18 protein-coding genes are annotated in these 20060 nt (G+C 45.8%); 16 read left to right on the top strand and 2 right to left on the bottom strand.

Annotated features, from left to right (window positions below; genetic code table 11):
- Positions 1–153: 153 nt before the first annotated feature.
- The 13 genes from LCU_RS02770 (at position 154) to pyrE (ending at position 15315) form a co-directional block, all read left to right on the top strand.
- Positions 154–1827: a formate--tetrahydrofolate ligase gene (locus tag LCU_RS02770; RefSeq protein ID WP_056967149.1), complete on the top strand. Its 1674-nt coding sequence runs from the start codon at positions 154–156 to the stop codon at positions 1825–1827.
- Between the two features lie 203 nt (positions 1828–2030).
- A complete protein-coding gene (lspA, locus tag LCU_RS02765) occupies positions 2031–2486 on the top strand; it encodes a signal peptidase II (protein WP_054644480.1) in 456 nt (151 codons plus the stop codon).
- On the top strand, positions 2479–3384 hold the full coding sequence (locus LCU_RS02760; RefSeq protein WP_004270422.1) for an RluA family pseudouridine synthase: 906 nt from the start codon (positions 2479–2481) through the stop codon (positions 3382–3384). Before lspA ends, LCU_RS02760 begins: the two co-directional genes overlap by 8 nt.
- 169 nt (positions 3385–3553) lie before the next feature.
- Positions 3554–4096, top strand: a complete 543-nt coding sequence (gene pyrR / locus LCU_RS02755; RefSeq protein WP_004270432.1) for a bifunctional pyr operon transcriptional regulator/uracil phosphoribosyltransferase PyrR — start codon at positions 3554–3556, stop codon at positions 4094–4096.
- 163 nt (positions 4097–4259) lie between these two features.
- Positions 4260–5567 (top strand): uracil-xanthine permease family protein, encoded by a 1308-nt coding sequence (locus LCU_RS02750; RefSeq protein ID WP_004270434.1) that lies wholly within the window; start codon positions 4260–4262, stop codon positions 5565–5567.
- Positions 5554–6471, top strand: a complete 918-nt coding sequence (locus LCU_RS02745) for an aspartate carbamoyltransferase catalytic subunit (protein WP_054644479.1) — start codon at positions 5554–5556, stop codon at positions 6469–6471. The genes LCU_RS02750 and LCU_RS02745 overlap by 14 nt, the downstream gene beginning before the upstream one ends.
- Before the next feature lie 14 nt (positions 6472–6485).
- A complete protein-coding gene (locus tag LCU_RS02740; protein ID WP_056966421.1) occupies positions 6486–7787 on the top strand; it encodes a dihydroorotase in 1302 nt (433 codons plus the stop codon).
- A 116-nt stretch (positions 7788–7903) separates the two neighbouring features.
- Positions 7904–8980, top strand: coding sequence for a carbamoyl phosphate synthase small subunit (locus LCU_RS02735; protein ID WP_004270433.1), 1077 nt, complete (start codon positions 7904–7906; stop codon positions 8978–8980).
- Between the two features lie 18 nt (positions 8981–8998).
- The gene (carB, locus tag LCU_RS02730; RefSeq protein ID WP_056966418.1) at positions 8999–12181 is read left to right on the top strand and encodes a carbamoyl-phosphate synthase large subunit; all 3183 of its coding nucleotides are present in this window, start codon (positions 8999–9001) and stop codon (positions 12179–12181) included.
- Positions 12182–12253: 72 nt separating this feature from the next.
- Entirely contained in the window at positions 12254–13042 is a 789-nt protein-coding gene (locus LCU_RS02725; protein ID WP_054644478.1) for a dihydroorotate dehydrogenase electron transfer subunit, read from the top strand.
- Positions 13042–13968: a dihydroorotate dehydrogenase gene (locus LCU_RS02720; RefSeq protein ID WP_056966416.1), complete on the top strand. Its 927-nt coding sequence runs from the start codon at positions 13042–13044 to the stop codon at positions 13966–13968. The genes LCU_RS02725 and LCU_RS02720 overlap by 1 nt, the downstream gene beginning before the upstream one ends.
- Positions 13961–14680 (top strand): orotidine-5'-phosphate decarboxylase, encoded by a 720-nt coding sequence (pyrF, locus tag LCU_RS02715; RefSeq protein ID WP_056966414.1) that lies wholly within the window; start codon positions 13961–13963, stop codon positions 14678–14680. The genes LCU_RS02720 and pyrF overlap by 8 nt, the downstream gene beginning before the upstream one ends.
- The gene (pyrE, locus tag LCU_RS02710; protein ID WP_004270431.1) at positions 14677–15315 is read left to right on the top strand and encodes an orotate phosphoribosyltransferase; all 639 of its coding nucleotides are present in this window, start codon (positions 14677–14679) and stop codon (positions 15313–15315) included. The genes pyrF and pyrE overlap by 4 nt, the downstream gene beginning before the upstream one ends.
- Positions 15316–15426: 111 nt before the next feature.
- Here pyrE and LCU_RS02705 read toward each other — a convergent pair whose 3' ends face one another.
- Positions 15427–17142, bottom strand: a complete 1716-nt coding sequence (locus LCU_RS02705; protein WP_004270426.1) for an NFACT RNA binding domain-containing protein — start codon at positions 17140–17142, stop codon at positions 15427–15429.
- A 151-nt stretch (positions 17143–17293) separates the two neighbouring features.
- Here LCU_RS02705 and LCU_RS02700 point away from each other — a divergent pair, with 151 nt between their 5' ends.
- Both LCU_RS02700 and LCU_RS02695 read left to right on the top strand, forming a co-directional pair.
- Complete coding sequence (locus LCU_RS02700; RefSeq protein ID WP_056966412.1) at positions 17294–17716, top strand: MarR family winged helix-turn-helix transcriptional regulator; 423 nt, start codon at positions 17294–17296, stop codon at positions 17714–17716.
- 99 nt (positions 17717–17815) lie between these two features.
- Entirely contained in the window at positions 17816–18685 is an 870-nt protein-coding gene (locus LCU_RS02695) for a DegV family protein (RefSeq protein ID WP_004270417.1), read from the top strand.
- Between the two features lie 42 nt (positions 18686–18727).
- Here LCU_RS02695 and LCU_RS02690 read toward each other — a convergent pair whose 3' ends face one another.
- Positions 18728–19246, bottom strand: a complete 519-nt coding sequence (locus LCU_RS02690; RefSeq protein WP_035186420.1) for a DUF1836 domain-containing protein — start codon at positions 19244–19246, stop codon at positions 18728–18730.
- Positions 19247–19400: 154 nt separating this feature from the next.
- Here LCU_RS02690 and trhA point away from each other — a divergent pair, with 154 nt between their 5' ends.
- Positions 19401–20045, top strand: coding sequence for a PAQR family membrane homeostasis protein TrhA (gene trhA / locus LCU_RS02685; protein WP_004270416.1), 645 nt, complete (start codon positions 19401–19403; stop codon positions 20043–20045).
- Positions 20046–20060: the final 15 nt, after the last annotated feature.

Below are 20060 nucleotides of genomic sequence, written 5' to 3'. Positions count from 1 at the left end.
CCTCCTTGAAATGTTAATCAGCGTACGCGCTTATTTTACCACGTACAAAGAAGTGTGTCGAAGAATATCGTTCTTTTTAAGCATCCCATCTGCCAATTCCGTACGTAATCAGCTATACTAGGTAGTATCATAAATAAAAAGGAGCTGGGCGGTATGTCAGATATTCAAATAGCACAGGAAAATGAAGCTAAGGAGATGCAGCCAATCACGGCAATTGCCGAACAAGCTGGTTTAACGGCCGCTGATTTAGAACAATATGGACCGTATAAAGCGAAGGTTAATTTCGCTGCCATTAATCGATTGAAAGAAAAAGAAGATGGCAAACTCATCTTAGTGACCTCAATCAATCCCACACCAGCTGGAGAAGGTAAATCAACCGTGACTGTCGGTCTTGGCGACGCCCTTCGTCAACTAGATCAATCAGCCGTCATTGCTTTACGTGAACCTTCACTAGGCCCCGTCATGGGGATGAAAGGTGGCGCAACTGGTGGGGGCTATGCCCAAGTGGTACCAATGGCAGATATTAACTTACATTTTACAGGGGATATGCACGCATTGACCGCTGCTGTGAATACTTTAGCCGCCCTAATCGATAACCATCTGCAACAGGGAAATGCCCTCAACATTGATCCCCGCCGAATTATTTGGAAACGGGCGCTTGATATTAATGATCGTGCATTACGCCAAGTTGTCATTGGACTTGGTGGTCCAGTGCAAGGGATGCCGCGCCAAGATGGTTTTGACATTACCGTTGCTAGCGAATTAATGGCCATTCTCTGCTTAGCAACTGACATTACTGACTTGAAGCGGCGCATTAGCCAAATCGTCATTGGTTACACTTATGATCGGCAACCCGTCACAGTTGGCGAGCTCGAAATCACCGGTGCAATCGCGATGCTTTTAAAAGATGCCCTCAAACCAAACCTCGTCCAAACGCTTGAACATACACCAGCCTTAATTCACGGTGGACCATTTGCCAATATCGCCCACGGCTGTAACAGTATTTTAGCAACCCAAACGGCCCTAAAAATGGGTGATATTGCGATTACTGAAGCTGGCTTCGGCGCTGACTTAGGTGCTGAAAAGTTCCTAGACATCAAAGTCCCACAACTTGGCAAGACTCCGGATACCATCGTGATTGTTGCCACTGTTCGGGCGTTAAAATACAACGGTGGTGTTGCTTTAGCTGATCTAACCACTGAAAATCTCGGTGCGTTAGACAAAGGGTTTAGTAACTTAGCCAAACATATTGCTAATATGCAACGTTACGGCATTCCCGTAGTCGTTGCCATCAATGAGTTTACAAGTGATACCGAAGCAGAGGTTACAATGCTCCAAGAAAAATGTGCTGAACTGGGTGTCAAAGCCGTTTTAGCTAGTGTTTGGGCACATGGTGGTAAAGGTGGCCTTGATTTAGCCCAGGCCGTCTTAGAAGCACTCGATCAACCTAAAAACTTCCAACCATTATATGATTCAAACGCCGACATTCAATCGAAACTAACCACAATTGTCACTGACATCTATGGCGGTAAAGAGGTTGTTTTCGAGGGCAAAGCTATCAACCAACTGAAAGAAATCGAAAAAAATGGCTGGGACCACTTACCAGTCTGTATCGCCAAAACACAATATTCACTCTCAGACGATCCAAAAGCATTAGGCGCACCAACTGATTTCACCGTTCACGTCCGTGAATTGATTCCAAAGCTTGGCGCAGGCTTCATCGTCGCAATGACCGGCACAGTCCTCACCATGCCAGGTCTACCAAAGAAACCAGCCGCCCTCAACATGGACGTCACAGAAGATGGCCTGATTAGCGGATTATTCTAGAGTGCGTTTGAAACGGTTAGCTTCTGAGCATTAATAGAATTTGACGAATTGCCGATACAATCGGCGATTTGGCAAATTTGGTTAAGCACAGAAAGTTAGCTTGAAAAGCACGTTTTCCAATATCCTAACGCCCATCTCGAAAACTGATTGACAAGTCAGCCGATTTTAAGGACAATGGTAGATTGTATGAATAGGAGGTTCCCATGCTCATCTATATCGTTTTAGCCGCAGTCATTGTACTCGGTGACCAACTTTTAAAATGCTGGATTGTTGCCCATGTTGCCTTTGCAGCAACCCAACCCGTTATTCCGAACGTACTGAGTTTAACGTATGTTCAAAACGATGGGGCTGCGTGGAGTATCTTGGCCGGTCAACAGTGGTTTTTCTACCTCGTCACCATTGTGGCCCTCGGGGTAATTGGCTACTTATTTTATACCTCTGATCGCACTGAAAAATTTTACCGGATCGGTTTAACGTTGCTGTTAGCCGGAACACTTGGTAACTTCATCGATCGGCTCCACCTTAAGTACGTCGTAGACATGTTCCAAATCGAATTTATTAATTTCCCCATCTTTAACGTTGCGGATGTTGCCTTAACAGTAGGCGTCATCTGCGTCTTTATTGCTATTTTGTTGAAAGAGAAAGTGACTCATGACTGAAACTAAACAATTAACGATTACAACTGAAACAGGCCGGATTGATAAGGCGCTCACCCAATTACTACCCGATTACTCACGTTCACAAATCCAGCAATGGTTGAAAAAAGACTTGGTGCAAGTCAATGATCAACCTTGTAAGAGTAACCGCAAAGTCGTAACAGGGGATGTCGTCACCGTCAATATTCCAGACCCTGTCACGCTCGACTTAACCCCAGAAGATATTCCGCTCGATATCGTCTATGAAGACGATCAAGTCCTCGTAGTCAATAAACCACAAGGGATGGTGGTTCATCCATCAGCTGGCCACCCGAATGGGACATTGGTCAACGCTTTATTGGCGCACACCCCATTGTCTGAAATCAACGGCGTCTTCCGGCCGGGGATTGTCCATCGAATTGATAAAGATACCTCTGGTCTTTTGATGGTGGCTAAAACCAACGAAGCCCACGAATCTTTATCCGCCCAACTCAAAGCTAAGGAAAACTTACGTGAATATATCGCGCTAGTCCACGGCAACATCGAAGAAGACGAGGGGACCATTGATGCACCCATTGGTCGTTCAAAAGTCGACCGGATGAAACAAGCAATCGTCGAAGATGGCCGCCCAGCGGTCACGCATTTTACGGTCATGGAACGGTTTGAAGACTTCACATTAATCAAATGTCGACTAGAAACTGGGCGCACCCATCAAATTCGCGTTCACTTAGCCTATATTAACCGGCCAGTTGCTGGCGATCCCGTTTATGGTCCCCGCAAAACTTTAGCTGGGCATGGTCAGTTCTTACATGCTGCTGTATTAGGCTTTAAGCACCCAACGACGGGCGAAATGATGCGCTTTGAAGCCCCATTACCCGCAATCTTCGAGAAAACTTTAACCGAATTACGTGAAAATCATTGACAAATCAAGGATTCTCCGTTAAGCTAGGTTTAACTTAATAGAAGCCTTTAAAATCGGTCCCGTGAGGCCGAGAAGGTACGGTGAAAGCACCACTAGACGCGGAGTCTCTAACTGTAACCTCTCGACCTTATCGGTTTGAGAGGTTTTTTGTTTGGAAGGAGTCTTTACGATGGTCAAAGAAGTGGTCGACAGTAACACAATGAAACGGGTCTTTACTCGGATTACGTACGAAATTATCGAACAGAATAAGGGGATTTCAGATCTCGTCCTCGTCGGCATTAAAACCCGTGGCGTGTTTATTGCCCAACGGATTGCAGAACGCCTCGAACAATTAGAAGGCATCGCATTGCCCGTCGGTACACTAGACATTACGTTATACCGCGATGATCAACATGATCTTGATACACAAAATGAACCACAGATTAACGGGAGCGATATTCCCGTTGATATCACAAATAAGCATGTCATCTTAATCGACGATGTGCTTTACACAGGGCGGACGATTCGGGCCGCGCTTGACGCCTTAATGGACTTAGGCCGGCCAAAGAAAATTTCATTGGCTGTCTTAGTCGATCGTGGTCATCGTGAATTACCAATTCGCCCCGATTTTGTCGGTAAAAATATTCCAACCGCGCTCAACGAACAAATTAGCGTTGCGATGGAAGAAATTGATCAACATGATGGGATTACCATCGAAAAACTAACTAAATAACGACTGAACCGTTTAATTGTCTCCAGAGAGAGCAAAAGGGTTTGTCTTGAACTTAGTGCGCCTAAAAAAAGGGGCCTAAGTCCGTCAAGGGACACACCTACCAATCTGTTGGAGCGTGTGTCTTTTTTTGGTTCAAAAAGTCGTCGACATGGAGGAAATACTTATGGCTACACAATTTAGAAATCCCGATGCGGTCTTAGACGTCAACGAACGACCCAGCACCGGTAAATGGATTGGTTTATCCATTCAACATATGTTTGCAATGTTTGGCTCAACCGTCCTAGTGCCAATCTTAGTCGGTTTAAACCCAGGGATTGCGTTATTCAGTTCCGGGGTCGGCACTTTAATGTACCTCTTGATTACCAAAGGCAAGATTCCAGCATACATGGGGTCGAGTTTCTCATTCATCGTGCCAATGCTCGCTTTAATGAAAACGACTGGCTATCCTGGGATTGCACAAGGGACAATGGCGGTTGGGGCAGTCTACTTAATCGTTTCAATCTTAGTCAGTCTGATTGGTTCCGACTGGATCGACAAAGCCTTACCACCCATTGTTGTCGGCCCAATCGTGATGGTGATTGGCTTATCACTCGCTGGCACAGCTGCCAAACAAGCCACTATCAATGCCCACGGGAATTACGACTTAAAATTCTTCGCAGTCGCTTTACTAACGTTGTTAATCACCATCGGCTTTAATATGTATCTCAAAGGATTCATGAGCTTAGTCCCCATCTTGCTCGGCATCATTGCTGGCTACATCATCGCCGTCTTGTTCGGGATCGTCGATTTTCAACCCGTGATGGACGCCCCTTGGTTTAAAGTACCAGACTTCCAAGTCCCATTTGTCACTTACAAACCCGGTCTGTACTGGGGCGCGATTCTCAGCATGGCACCAATTGCCTTTGTCACAATGACCGAACACATGGGCCACATTATGGTCTTAAACAAACTCACCAAGCGTAACTTCTTTAAAGATCCTGGTCTTCACCGCACGTTAGCCGGGGACGGGACAGCCTCAATCATCGCCGCTTTTGTCGGAGGACCGCCCGTCACAAGTTATGGTGAAAACATCGGTGTCCTCGCCATCACCAAAGTCCACAGTGTCTGGGTCTTAGGTGGCGCCGCATTCTTCGCCATGATCTTCGGCTTCATCGGCAAACTGAGCGCGTTGATTCAAAGCATCCCCACACCCGTAATTGGTGGGATTAGCTTCTTACTCTTCGGGGTCATCGCCTCAAGCGGTTTGCGCGTCTTAATCGACAAACAAGTCGATTTTGATAAGAAACGCAACTTAATGATTGGTTCATCAATCCTCGTCATCGGGATTGGCAATGCCTACTTACAATTAGGCCAATACCAATTCTCAGGGCTAGCCATCGCCACCGTCCTTGGGATTGTCTTAAACCTTGTTTTACCGGATAAAGCAAAGAGCGAACTTGAATTGGAGGCTCAACAAAATGCAAAAGCATAACGCGTTGGTTTCCGTTGATCAACTCACCAATGATTTAGTCGCAGGTCTCATCAACCGCGCTAGCGCCTTTAAAAAGGGCGCGACAAGCAAATTAACTCGGCCGGTCTACGCAATGAACCTATTCTTTGAAAATAGCACACGGACCCATACGAGTTTCGAAATGGCAGAACGCAAACTCGGCATGACCGTCTTAGACTTCAATGCCGATACGAGTTCGACTTCCAAAGGCGAGACCCTCAGCGATACGCTCAAAACGGTACAAGCCATTGGCGTCGATTTCGTTGCTGTCCGCCATTCTCAGAATAATTATTACGACGCCTTACTCGCAGATGATCAATTCCACATGGCACTGGCCAATGCGGGCGATGGGAGTGGGCAACACCCATCCCAATGCTTACTCGATTTAATGACGATTCACGAAGAGTTCGGCCACTTTGTAGGCTTAAAAGTCGTCATCTGTGGTGACTTGCGTCATTCCCGGGTGGCACGGTCAAATATGCAACTGCTCAAACAACTCGGCGCAACATTGTATTTTGCCGGCCCTGAGGAATGGTTCGCCCCTGAATTTGCCCAATACGGACAACCAGCCCAACTCGATGACGTCTTACCAGAAGTTGACGTCGTCATGTTACTCCGGATTCAACACGAACGCTTTGCTGCCGATGAAACCTTATCTGACACTGCATTCCATACTCAGTACGGTTTGACAACTGAGCGGGCAGCACACCTTAAGTCCAGTGCTATCTGGTTGCACCCAGCACCCGTCAATCGTGACGTTGAAATTGCCGACGAACTCGTTGAAGCCCCACAATCGCGAATTTTTAAACAAATGACCAACGGCGTTTTTATGCGGATGGCCATCATTGAACACCTATTAGACCAACAACATCTGATTCAACATTAAGAGGGGGATCTGCTATGTATCAATTGATCAAAAACGGCCAAGTCTTGATTGACGGCCAACTGCAAAAACGCGACATCGCCATCGATGCAACCGGTCAGATTACGGCAATTGAACCAACGATTACCGCAGTCCCAACCGACCCAGAAACGATTTATGACGCACACGGCCATTTCGTCAGTGCCGGCTTAATCGACGGACACGTCCACTTCAGAGATCCAGGCTTCACGACAAAAGAAACACTCAAAACAGGGAGCGCAGCGGTTGCCCACGGTGGTTTTACTAGCGTAATTGCAATGCCGAACTTAAAGCCCGTACCTGATAACTTGCTAGATTTCAAGACACTGGTTGCACGCAATCAGGCAGAAACCAGCGTCCACACATATCAATTTGCACCGATTACCAATGAGTTAACTGAACAAACAATTGTCGACATGTCGGCGTTTAAGGCAGCTGGTGCAGCAGGCTTTACCAACGATGGTCATGGGGTACAAACGGCACAAACAATGTACCAAGCGATGCAGATGGCCGCCCAGATTAACATGCCCATCGTCGCGCACGTCGAAGATGAATCACTCGTCAATGGCGGCGTCATTCACGACGGTCAAGCCGCTAAAAAACTAGGCGTTCTCGGAATTGCGAGTGTCAGTGAATCCGCCCAAGTCGCCCGGGATATCGAGCTAGCGCGGGCGACCGGCGTTCATTATCATATCTGCCACATCTCAACTAAGGAAACCGTCAATCTCGTTCGCCGCGCAAAACAAGATGGCCTCAACGTCACTTGCGAAGTCACCCCACATCATTTGTTACTCGATGATTCAGCGATTACCAGTGACAACGCAATGCTCAAAATGAATCCGCCACTTCGAACACTTGCAGATCGCCAAGCACTCTGGGCGGGCTTAATGGATGGGACGATTGATATTATTGCGACCGATCACGCACCGCATACCACAGAAGAGAAACAACAGGCGTTATTGAAAGCGCCATTTGGTATAGTAGGGAGTGAAACAGCCTTTAGCTTGCTATACACGCATTTAGTTGCCAACGGTCCATTTAGTCTCGCGCAACTGACAAGCTGGCTAACAACCAACCCGGCCCATGTTTTCAACTTACCACACGCCGGCCAGTTAGCGGTTGGCCAACCAGCTGACCTTGCTGTTTTTAATTTAACGGATACCACCACAATCGACGCAAACACTTTCTTATCGAAAGGCCACAACACGCCATTTATCGGCGAAGCAGTGCAAGGTGATACTTTATTAACCTTGGTTGCTGGTCAGATTGCATATCAAAAGGAGTGTGTCATCAACGGGTAACTTCTGAGCATTTACCTGACTTGGCGGATTGGTGTTGCAGACACCGATTTGACAAGTGTCGTAAAGGACAAGAAGTTGTTGATGAAAGCACGTTCAAAAAAGGAGTGAACTAAAAGATGAAACGTTACCTTATTTTAGAAGATGGCACCATCTTCCCCGGCACCGGTTTTGGCGCCCCAATTATCTCGACAGGCGAAATCGTCTTTAACACCGGGATGAGTGGGTACCAAGAAACCATTACTGATCAATCATACAACGGCCAAATCATCGCTTTTACATACCCTTTAATCGGTAATTACGGGGTCAACCGCGACGACTTTGAATCGATTAAACCAACCTGTAAAGGGGTTGTCGTCCATGAAACACCACGCCTAGCAAATAACTGGCGGATGAATATGAGTCTTGATGACTTTTTAAAGCAAAAGAAAATTCCTGGGATTGCCGGCATCGATACGCGGGCACTCACTCGCCGTCTGCGCGATAAAGGGACCATGAAAGCCAGCATCGTTGATGCCGCAGACGATCACGCGTTCGATCAACTCAAGGCATTGGTCTTACCAAAAAACCAAGTCCAACAAGTCTCAACGGCCAAACCTTATCCGAGTCCTGCTAACGGGCGGAACATCGTCGTGATTGACTTTGGCTTAAAACATAGTATCCTTCGTGAACTGTCAAAACGCGACTGTAACATCACTGTCTTACCATACAACACAACAGCTGAAGAAATTCTGAGTCTCGATCCAGACGGCGTCATGTTAACCAACGGCCCTGGTGATCCAGAAGATGTGCCAGAAGCCATTGAAATGATCAAAGGGATTCAAGGTAAAGTGCCGATTTTCGGGATTTGTCTCGGTCACCAACTTTTTGCCCTCGCCAATGGGGCTAAAACCTACAAGATGAAGTTCGGCCACCGTGGTTTCAACCATCCGGTCCGAGAAGTTGCCACCAAACGGATCGACTTCACATCTCAAAATCATGGGTACGCCGTGGATGCCGACTCCATCGACCCACAAAACCTTCTGATTACACACGTTGAAATTAACGATCAAACAGTCGAAGGTCTCCGTCATAGACAATATCCGGCCTTTTCCGTTCAATTCCATCCAGACGCAGCCCCTGGTCCACACGACGCTGCACATCTATTCGATGAATTTATCGACATGATCGATGACTTCAATCGCCGCCAAAAATAGTAAAAAGGGGATTTAGTGATGCCAAAACGTACCGATATTCATAAAATTTTAGTGATTGGCTCTGGCCCAATCGTAATTGGTCAAGCCGCCGAGTTTGATTACTCAGGCACTCAAGCCTGCTTAGCGCTTAAAGAAGAAGGCTACCAAGTCGTTTTAATTAACTCAAATCCTGCGACAATCATGACTGATAAAGCCGTTGCTGATACGGTTTATATCGAACCGATCACGATTGACTTTGTCACGCAAATTCTACGCAAAGAACTCCCAGATGCCATCTTACCAACCCTCGGCGGCCAAACCGGCTTAAATATGGCTTTGGAACTGGCAAACAACGGGATTCTCGCCGAGCTGAACATTGAATTGCTCGGTACCAAGCTCAGCGCGATTGATCAAGCTGAAGACCGCGAACTGTTTAAAAACTTGATGAATCAGTTAAACGAACCGATTCCAGAATCTGCGATTGCCCATTCACTCGTTGAAGCCCAAACATTCGTTAACGAAAACGGATATCCGGTCATTATCCGTCCAGCCTTTACCCTTGGTGGCACTGGTGGCGGGATTGCCGAAAATGCCGGTGAACTGAGCACAATTGTCAAAAACGGGCTTAGCCTATCTCCAGTCGGACAAGTCCTCGTTGAACAAAGTATTGCCGGTTTCAAGGAAATCGAATTCGAAGTCATGCGCGACAAAAATGACAACGCGCTAGTCGTCTGCAACATGGAAAACTTCGACCCAGTCGGGATTCATACTGGCGATTCCATCGTATTTGCACCCGTTCAAACCTTAAGTGACCGTGAAGTCCAAACATTGCGCGATGCCGCACTTAAAATCATTCGCGCCTTGAAGATTGAAGGGGGCTGTAACGTTCAACTCGCCCTTGATCCTAATAGCGACCGCTACTACATTATCGAAGTCAATCCACGGGTGAGTCGTTCATCAGCCCTTGCTTCTAAAGCAACTGGCTATCCAATTGCAAAAATGGCGGCTAAAATCGCCATCGGTTTAACACTTGATGAAATTCATAATCCAATCACCGGGACAACCTATGCGCAATTTGAACCGATGCTCGATTACGTCGTTGCGAAGATTCCCCGTTGGCCATTTGATAAATTCAACAAAGGTGATCGGCAACTCGGCACCCAAATGAAGGCCACCGGTGAAGTGATGGCCATTGGACGCAACATTGAAGAAGCATTACTCAAAGCCGTTCGCTCACTTGAAATTGGCACTGACCATCTCGAAATTCCAGCATTGACGGCAGTCGGTGATAACGACCTTGTCCAACGGATTGTACATCCCCAAGACGACCGACTTTTCTACCTTGCCGAAGCATTGCGCCGCGGTTATTCAATTCAAGAACTTAGTGAATTGACAAAAATTGATCTTTTCTTCCTGGATAAACTCAGCCACATTGTTGAAATTGAAGAACAACTCCGGACCGATAAAGGTGACTTAGAATTACTCGAACTCGCCAAGAAAAATGGCTTTGCCGACGCTAAAATTGCCGCAACTTGGCAAATCATGCCTGCCCAAGTCCGCCAAATGCGCCAAGAAAGTGGCATTCAGCCAGTTTATAAGATGGTCGATACTTGTGCAGCCGAATTCGAATCACAAACACCTTATTACTACGCGACTTACGAACAAGAAAACGAAAGCATTGTCAGCACAAAGCCTTCAATCTTAGTGATTGGTTCCGGTCCAATTCGGATTGGGCAGGGGGTTGAATTCGATTATGCAACCGTCCACTGTGTGCAAGCCATCCAAAAGGCGGGCTACGAAGCAATTATCATGAACAGTAATCCAGAAACAGTTTCGACTGACTTTTCAATTTCAGATAAATTGTACTTCGAACCACTGACACTAGAAGATGTCCTCAACGTCGTTGAACTCGAAAAACCAGAAGGGGTGATTGTGCAATTCGGGGGGCAAACAGCCATCAACCTTGCCGAACCACTGACCGAAAATGGTGTGCAGATTCTCGGGACAAGCGTCGCGAACTTAAACCGCGCTGAAGACCGTGACCAATTCGATCAATTAATCGCCGAACTCGACATTCCACAACCAGTCGGGGCAACCGCAACCAATACGCCAGATGCGTTGAAGATTGCTGAAGAGATTGGTTATCCGGTCTTAATCCGACCTAGTTTCGTTTTAGGCGGGCGGGCAATGGAAATCGTTCATACTGCAGAAGACCTTACACATTACATGAAAGAGGCCGTTAAAGTTTCAGTCGACCAACCGGTCCTAATTGACCGCTACTTAATGGGCAAAGAATGCGAAGTCGATGCCATCTGTGACGGCAAAGATGTCTTAATTCCGGGAATTATGGAACATATCGAACGCGCTGGTGTTCATTCGGGCGATTCAATGGCGGTTTATCCACCACAAAATCTGACGGATGCGGAAAAACAAGCCATCATCACTTACACGACCAAGCTCTGTTTAGCACTTGAATGTCGCGGCTTGTTAAACATCCAATTCATTATCCAAAATGAAGCAGTCTACGTGATTGAAGTCAATCCACGGGCTAGTCGGACCGTTCCATTCTTGAGTAAAGTCACCGGCATCTCGATGGCGCAACTGGCCACCCAAGTCATTTTAGGCAGCACACTAGCTGAATTAAAGAGCCCAACCGGTCTATTACCAGCGGGCCCACTAATTCATATTAAAGCACCTGTCTTCTCATTCTCGAAACTCACGCGGGTTGATAGCTTACTCGGGCCAGAAATGAAATCGACCGGGGAAGTCATGGGAACTGACGTAACGATGCAAAAAGCACTCTATAAAGCGTTCGAAGCTAGTGGGATGCACTTACCAAGTCACGGGAACGTCTTAATGACAATTACTAACCAAGATAAGACACAAGCGCTCGAATTAGCAAAACGCTTCCGCGAAGTTGGCTATCAAATCATTGCCACGCCTGGGACTAGTCAAGAATTCCAAGCAGCAGGTGTGCCAGTGCAATCCGTTGCCAAGATTAATGCTACGAGCGGCGATTTACTTGATAAAATCAAAGCCGGCCACATTCAACTGGTCATCAACACAACCGGCTTGAACGAAGCCCCACAAGTCGCTAAAGACAGCATCGTCATTCGCCAAACCGCCATTGAACACGGCATTCCATTGATGACCTCATTGGATACCGCTGATGCGATCTTAGCGGTCCTAGAATCTCAATCGCTCCTGACCAAACCACTTTAAAACCACTAAAAGAGTCTGAAGCCCTTTGCCTAAGGCTCTTTTATTACATAAAAATCAGAAGGAGTCTGCTAAATGTTGCCATTAGAATACCAATTAACCCTCACTAAGCAAACCGAAATTGCCCCCAGTATCTATGAATTATGCCTCACCGGAGACCTCGCACAGCAACCCATTGCACCGGGACAATTTGTCGATATCAAAATCCCCAGTGACGCCCTTTTATTACGTCGGCCATTTGGGATTGCCAATGTCGACCGCCAAACTAACACGATTACCTTGTTATACCGCGTTGTTGGTGAAGGCACCACGATCTTAAGTGAATCACCGGTGGGCACAAGCTTGTCCGTCTTAGGGCCTCTTGGTAACGGTTATCCAATTGACCAATTAGTAGCCGGACAAAACGCGCTAATCATTGGTGGCGGGACTGGGATTCCACCATTACATGAACTCTCACGGCAACTTAATGCAAAAGGCGTTCACGTTCAACACGTGTTCGGCTTTGCAACTAAAGCAGCCATTTTCTATGAAGATCACTTTCGCAAGCTCGGGCCAGTCGCTTATGCGACAAATGATGGCTCGTACGGCTACCAAGGCCATGTTGGTTTATTACTCGATGCACAGTTTGCTGATGCGACAACCCGATATGATGCCATTTACGCATGCGGACCAAAAGGCTTGTTAATGGCCGTCGATAATCGATTCAGTGAGCATCCCAATGCCTATATCTCATTGGAAGAACGGATGGCTTGTGGGATTGGTGCCTGCTACGCCTGTGTCACCAAACTCAAACGTGATCCAAGCATTCAGCTCAAAATTTGCGATGACGGACCCGTCTTCAAAACAAATGAGGTGCTCATTTAATGACAGACTTAGCAGTAACTTTACCAGGCTTAGCTTTAAAAAATCCGATTATGCCCGCCTCCGGGTGTTTTGGCTTCGGTCAGGAATACGGTCGCTATTATGACCTCAACGAACTTGGCGCAATTATTATCAAAGCGGCAACGAAAGAACCCCGACTTGGCAATGCGACACCACGGGTTGCTGAAACCCCAAGTGGGATGTTGAACGCGATTGGCTTACAAAATCCCGGGATTGAAGTCATTATGCAAGAAAAATTACCCTGGTTAGCCGAGCATTATCCCGAGTTACCAATCATCTCCAATGTCGCCGGCAATACCGAAGCTGATTACGTCGCTGTCTGTGAACAAATCAGCCAAGCGCCCAACGTCCATGCCATCGAACTGAATATCTCGTGCCCAAACGTGGCCCATGGCGGTCTTGAATTTGGCACATCACCAGAAGCCGCTGCCACGTTGACGAAGGCCTGTGTTGCAGTCAGCCAAGTGCCGGTTTACGTGAAGCTCTCACCAAACGTGACGGATATTCGTCCGATTGCGCAAGCAGTTGAAGCAGCGGGGGCAGCCGGCTTCTCATTAATCAATACACTGGTGGGGATGCGGATTGATCCAAAAACACGCCAACCAATTCTCGCTAATCAAACAGGCGGCTTATCTGGACCAGCGATAAAAACCGTTGCCATCCGGCTCATTCATCAAGTCCGTTCAATTTCGAAATTACCGATTATTGGAATGGGCGGTGTCTCAACAGCTGCGGATGCACTTGAATTAATGGCCGCCGGCGCCAATGCCATCGCAGTCGGCACTGCTAATTTCAGCGATCCATTTGCCTGTCCAAAACTAATCGCCGCATTACCAGATGAACTCGCTAAATATCAACTAACCGATTTAAAATCATTCGGTCTACCACAGGAGGGCACTCATGACTAACCCTTTAATTATCGCGCTCGACTTTCCAGACTGGGAAACAACAGATCGTTTTTTAGTGCAATTTCCAACTGATGAATCCTTATTCGTTAAAGTCGGCATGGAACTTTTTTACCAAGAGGGACCACAGCTGATTAAAACGTTAAAAGCGCGCGGCTATCGGATTTTTCTCGACCTAAAACTCTATGACATTCCAAACACCGTTCAAAGCGCGATGACTGTTATCGGCCAACTCGGTGTCGATTACACAACGATTCACGCAGCTGGTGGGCAGGCAATGCTCAAAGCAGGGGCGGCTGGTCTGAAAAAAGGCGCCGCACTTGGCAACGTGCGGCCCGCTAAACTACTAGCGATTACGCAGCTTACGTCGACCAGCGAAGCGCAAATGCAAACCGAACAACTCGTTAATGTCAGCCTACCAGAATCTGTCGCACACTATGCGCAACTCGCACAGAACTCGGATTGCGATGGCGTGGTCTGTTCTGCTCAAGAGGTGCCAACGATTCGCGAACACACCAATGCTGATTTTCTCTGCGTCACACCTGGGATTCGGCCAGCAACAAGCCAAACCAATGATCAAAAACGGGCTGTAACACCACACGAAGCCGCACAAGCTGAGAGCTCGGCGATTGTCGTTGGGCGCCCAATTACGCAAGCTACAAATCCATATCAAGCTTACCAAGCTATCAAATCAGAATGGGAGTCTTTCAAATGACAACAATTGCACACCAAGTCGCACAAGCCTTAATCGATATTCATGCCGTCAGTCTCAGTCCTAACAACCCTTTTACTTGGGCGAGTGGGCTAAGAAGTCCCATCTATTGCGATAACCGTTTAACGATTGGTTATCCCAAAGTCCGCAAGCTCATTGCCAGCAACTTAGCTGCGGCAATCAAAGCGCAATTCCCAGACGTTGAAGTCATCGGCGGAACAGCAACCGCGGGGATTCCCCATGCTGCATGGGTCGCAGCCGAACTCGACTTACCGATGGTTTACATTCGGTCGAAACCGAAAGATCACGGTCAAGGCCGTCAAATCGAAGGACCGTTTAAAGCCGGTCAAAAATTAGTCCTCATTGACGATTTAATTTCAACCGGCGGGAGTGTCTTACAAGCAGCGGCCGCCGCTCAAAAAGAGGGCGCAGAAGTCCTTGGTATTTTTGGCATCTTTTCATACGAACTAGCAGCCGGCCAACAGAATTTCGCAACTGCTAACTTACCACTAACGACCTTATCGAATTTCTCCGCCTTATTAGCGGTCGAAGAAGCCGCTGATAACTTAACTCCAGAACAAGCTACATCACTCAATGAATGGCGCCAAGACCCACAAGCATGGTCAGACGCCCATTAGAATAGAGTGTTAACCGGAAAGTAATGGCTTGCAGAACACGTTTATCGTGTGCCATCAGCCGCACCAATCAAAGAAGCGTTACCCCAATTCACTTTGGAGTAACGCTTTTTATTAGTCTTGCACAGGTTTGTTACGTAGCTTTTGAACGAGTTGCTCGTCTGGTGTCGTATAAAGTGTTTGTTGCCCTTCGTAAATCACAAACCCTGGTCGCGCACCGTTCGGTTTTTTAATCTTCTTAACCTGAATATAATCAACTGGCACGGCCGCTGATAAGCGCGCCTTCGAGAAGTAGGCCGCTAAGTTGCCGGCTTCTTGAAGCGTATCTTCTGATGGATCTGGGCTATCAATAATCACATGAGACCCGGGAATGTTCTTCACATGCAACCAGATATCAGTTTTATGGGCTTTTTTCAAGGTTAATTGATCATTTTGATAGTTATTCTTGCCAACGAAAATCCGGGTACCATCACTCGCATAGAAAACTTCAGGTTCACTAATCTTGTAACGTTTCTGCTTCTTGGCACCGGTTTTCTTAGCCTTTAAATAACCTTCAGCCTGTAATTCAGCTTTGATATCCTCTAAATCTTTGGGTTCAGCAATTTCAATTTGCGCCATAATCGTGTTGAAGTAGGCAAGTTCTGCTTCGGTCTTTGCCATTTGTTCATTGACGTAGGCAATTGAATTCCGGAGCTTCTGATATTTCGAGAAATACTTCTGCGCATTTTTTGAAGGGCTAATCTGGTTCGACAAGGTAATCTTAAGCGGTTCGTTATTGTCGTAGAAATTGGGCAACGTGACTTCAGTCATGCCACGTTCGACTTCCCGCAAATAGGTGGTCAAAATTTCACCCTTAATCCGGTAATCATCAGCACTGTCGGCTGCTTTTAACGTTTTTTGTAGTTTTTTCAGTTTCTTTTCATCCTTTTGAATCTCGTTGCGGATGAAGTGGATGAGCGCACCACCTTGTTGCTGCACTCGGTCACGCTGCGCCTTGTGTAAGTAATATTGGTCTAACAGCTCACTCAACGTGTCAAAATGGCTCAGTGTCCCTGTCAGGCTCTCATATGGGAAGGCCGTGAACCACGACTTCTTTTCACCAACTGTTAACGTTGGTGTCACTTGGTCGAATTGCTTGAAGAAATCAGTCACAACCGCCAAATAATTGTCATGATCCATTAAACGGGTTTGTAGTTCAACGGCACTTTCACGACTCATCCCTTGGAAGTGTTGTTGTAACCATTTGACTTGTTCATCAGCAGCTTCGTTATAATAACTTAACCAATCAAGCGTCTTTAAATCAGTCGTAAAACCATCAACCCCGGTTGCAGCCGGTGGACTAACATAATCGGCACCAGGCATTAAGAACCGATAACGGTTTTGCGAAACACCGACGTGCCGGATTAAATCTAGAATCTTATTGGTCGCTTGATTAATCAAAATCACATTACTATGGCGGCCCATCAATTCAACGATTAAGCATAGTTGTTGTAAGTCCCCCAGTTCATTCCGTGATTTAAATGTGAATCTTAGAATCCGATCACTTTCAATTTGCTTGATGTTTTCTAAAATGGCGCCATCTAAATACTTCCGTAAAGACATCGCGAAGTTCGGTGGCGTTGCGGGGTTTGCATAAGGCACCCGCGTCACTTGCACTCGCGCATAAGATGGGTGGGCTGATAGGAGAAGGGGATAGGTCTTACGATTTGCCCGAATCGTTAAGATTACTTCGTTTGGATAAGGTTGTTGAATTTTCGTAATTTTGCCGTCTGCTAAAGTTGTATTTAGCTCATTTACAACGGCGTGGGTCATTAAACCATCAAAGGTCATTATTACTCACACTCTCTATAATTGAATTGTCTTACTTATTGTAACGGTTTTGCAGTGGAACCTCAAAGAAATTAGTTGTTTGCAATCGCTAACACGACTATTGTATAATACAATTATCAAATTGCTTTATACAATTAAAGGGGGATTTACCGTGCGCTCAACCTTAGCAACGTTTAATCAACTGAATCTATTGTATCAAGAACAAAAGAAACACTGGGCGCTACGACTCAACTTGAAGTTAGCCCAAGTCAATATTCTAATGGCCATTGAACCCGATCAAGAACGCATTTCGCACGCAGAATTAACCACGTTAACCAAACTCGATGCATCGACACTCAGTCGGCAGTTAAATACGATGGCTCAAGAAGGGCTGTTAACAAAAGTGACCGGGGCTGATCCGCGCCAACGCGTTTACGCATTAACACCGACCGCCAAAACGGCATTAAGTACGTTGCAACAACTTCAAACTGAACTTGAAAATCACATTCAACAAAACTGGAGTACCGATGAACAGCAACTTTTAAAAATCCTACTGAACCGTTATTATCAAAGCTTTAATCGACCATTAAAATGAGACGCCCTATACATTTTTCGGAAAATCGGCATTTTTAGGGGAATTAACCTACCATTTATGATATAGTTATTACCGAATAATAAAAAAGTAGGTGTCACCATGAAAATTGCTGTAGTCACTGATAGTACCGCTTATCTCACAGAACAGCAAGTGAAAGACCATCATCTCTTCGTCGTACCTATTCCGGTTATCCTTGATGGCCAGGTCTATGATGAAGGCGTTGATATAACCACTGAAGAGTTCTATCAAAAATTAAAAACATCCGAAACATTCCCCAGTACATCACAACCACCACTGGGTGAAATGTTAAAACTATACGAAGACCTCGGCAACGAAGGGTATGATGCTGTCATCAGCATCCACCTTGCTAGTACCATCTCTGGGTTTGTCACGACATTGAAAAATGCGGCAAGCACCATCGATAACATCCAGGTTGTCCCATACGATTCAGGGATTACTGTGATGTTAATGGGCTACTTAGCAATGGAAGCGGCCAGAATGGCACGCGACCCAGAAGTGACCGTCGACCAGATTATCGCACGCCTTGACGATCTAAAAAGCACAATGGATGAATGTTTCATTGTTAACGACTTACAAAACTTAGTGCGTGGTGGTCGTTTATCAAACGCATCTGCTTTTATTGGTAGCATGTTGAAGATTAAACCGCTTTTAACGTTTGACGCTGACACTAACAAAATTACGGCATTTGAGAAGGTTCGTTCATTGAAGAAGGCTTACGCCCGCGCTGAACAAATTTTTGCTGAAACAGCCGAACGTGTTGACTATCCATTACGCGCACTAATCATTCACGCTAACGATGAACCAGCAGCGATTGCATGGCGTGATAAGCTTCAAGCAAACTATCCAGACTTACCAATTGATATCAGCTACTTTGGCCCAGTTATCGGGACCCATCTTGGTGAAAAAGCCATTGCACTTGCTTGGATTAAAGATTTTGATAAAGCCTAATTTAAAAGCCTGTCGAACAATTCGACAGGCTTTTTTTGTGACTTATAAGATAGAAACGGGTTCTTCTAAGGTAACCAACTTCGTCCCAATTAGCTTATAAATAACGGATTTAACGGCTACTTTTTGAACAATGTTGAGCGGTTCCTCGTTTAAATTGAATTCATTAACCGTTGATTGCGCGTTAATATTCGCAATTTCGGCATTAAATAACCGCACAAACTGATCATATGCCTTACCAGCGGTGTCGTTTGCCAACGATTGCGAAATCCCTTGTTTAATGACATCGAGCGGGAAGACTAATTTCATAATGCTGACCACAATCAATTCGGCTAAATGATCCCGATTATAGCGTTTCTTTTCCGGTCGTTCAATAATCGCCATTTTGACATAGCTATTAATCATTGTTTTCGTTATTTTAACGTCCAACAAAGGACTCAGTCGTTTATTGACCTCACTAATGACTTGGTCCATATAGAGGTCTAAATCTGGAAATTCAGACCATAATGGTAACCGCAATTGTTGAAAGTCACCCAACCATTTTTCAAATTCTTGTGATTGCATACTGATTAACGCCACCAATCTGTTGATAGTATATTTATTATGCCATAGCAATTATCATTTGTCACTAACATAGAATCGAATTCTATTATCTATTGACTTATAATCTACATTCGCGCTATAATACTCGGCAAATAGAGAAAAAGAGGCGAGAACCATGCAACTTTCCACGATTAAACGACAACAACTGATTTATGAAATATGGAATGCCATTACCCACGGGATTGGTTTTTTCGGTAGTTTAACGTTAGTCATCATGCTCCTGGTCAAAAGCATTCATAAAACACTCTCACCAGTCGCGATTGCTAGTCTAGCAGTGTATGGCGCCACATTACTGCTACTGTATCTCGCTTCGACTTTATTTCACTGCTTAGCATTTACCAAGGCCAAGCGCGTGTTTCAAATATTCGACCATAGCAATATTTTCTTGCTGATTGCTGGTACCTACACGCCATATTGTTTGATTTTTATTGGCCATGCAACAGGAATTAGCTTACTGATTGCAATCTGGACACTAGCGATTGCCGGTATTATAACGCACATTTTGAGCCACGGTCGGTACCAAAAGATTGAAACAACGATTTACGTTGTGATGGGGTGGTTATGTTTATTAGCTGGTAAGACCCTTTATGTCAACCTCAGTCCAGTTGGTTTTTGGCTGTTAGTCAGTGGTGGCGTAGTCTTTACCGTTGGCGCTCTAATTTATAGTTTTCCTAAAATTCCTGGCTTACATTTGATTTGGCACTTTTTCGTAATGCTCGGAACGACCCTGATGTTTTTTTCAATTTACCTCAACATTTAACTTGAAGGAGTACAA

Origin of the sequence: Latilactobacillus curvatus JCM 1096 = DSM 20019 (assembly GCF_004101845.1) — a bacterium.
GTDB classification, from domain to species: domain Bacteria; phylum Bacillota; class Bacilli; order Lactobacillales; family Lactobacillaceae; genus Latilactobacillus; species Latilactobacillus curvatus.
Note: the sequence above shows the minus strand (reverse complement) of the source record. Positions and strands in the feature narration are given on the sequence as shown.

Coding starts and splice junctions, on each gene's coding strand:
- LCU_RS02770 (WP_056967149.1), top strand. CDS start 154: ATGTCAGATATTCAAATAGCACAGGAAAATGAAGCTAAGGAGATGCAG.
- lspA (WP_054644480.1), top strand. CDS start 2,031: ATGCTCATCTATATCGTTTTAGCCGCAGTCATTGTACTCGGTGACCAA.
- LCU_RS02760 (WP_004270422.1), top strand. CDS start 2,479: ATGACTGAAACTAAACAATTAACGATTACAACTGAAACAGGCCGGATT.
- pyrR (WP_004270432.1), top strand. CDS start 3,554: ATGGTCAAAGAAGTGGTCGACAGTAACACAATGAAACGGGTCTTTACT.
- LCU_RS02750 (WP_004270434.1), top strand. CDS start 4,260: ATGGCTACACAATTTAGAAATCCCGATGCGGTCTTAGACGTCAACGAA.
- LCU_RS02745 (WP_054644479.1), top strand. CDS start 5,554: ATGCAAAAGCATAACGCGTTGGTTTCCGTTGATCAACTCACCAATGAT.
- LCU_RS02740 (WP_056966421.1), top strand. CDS start 6,486: ATGTATCAATTGATCAAAAACGGCCAAGTCTTGATTGACGGCCAACTG.
- LCU_RS02735 (WP_004270433.1), top strand. CDS start 7,904: ATGAAACGTTACCTTATTTTAGAAGATGGCACCATCTTCCCCGGCACC.
- carB (WP_056966418.1), top strand. CDS start 8,999: ATGCCAAAACGTACCGATATTCATAAAATTTTAGTGATTGGCTCTGGC.
- LCU_RS02725 (WP_054644478.1), top strand. CDS start 12,254: ATGTTGCCATTAGAATACCAATTAACCCTCACTAAGCAAACCGAAATT.
- LCU_RS02720 (WP_056966416.1), top strand. CDS start 13,042: ATGACAGACTTAGCAGTAACTTTACCAGGCTTAGCTTTAAAAAATCCG.
- pyrF (WP_056966414.1), top strand. CDS start 13,961: ATGACTAACCCTTTAATTATCGCGCTCGACTTTCCAGACTGGGAAACA.
- pyrE (WP_004270431.1), top strand. CDS start 14,677: ATGACAACAATTGCACACCAAGTCGCACAAGCCTTAATCGATATTCAT.
- LCU_RS02705 (WP_004270426.1), bottom strand. CDS start 17,142: ATGACCTTTGATGGTTTAATGACCCACGCCGTTGTAAATGAGCTAAAT.
- LCU_RS02695 (WP_004270417.1), top strand. CDS start 17,816: ATGAAAATTGCTGTAGTCACTGATAGTACCGCTTATCTCACAGAACAG.
- LCU_RS02690 (WP_035186420.1), bottom strand. CDS start 19,246: ATGCAATCACAAGAATTTGAAAAATGGTTGGGTGACTTTCAACAATTG.
- trhA (WP_004270416.1), top strand. CDS start 19,401: ATGCAACTTTCCACGATTAAACGACAACAACTGATTTATGAAATATGG.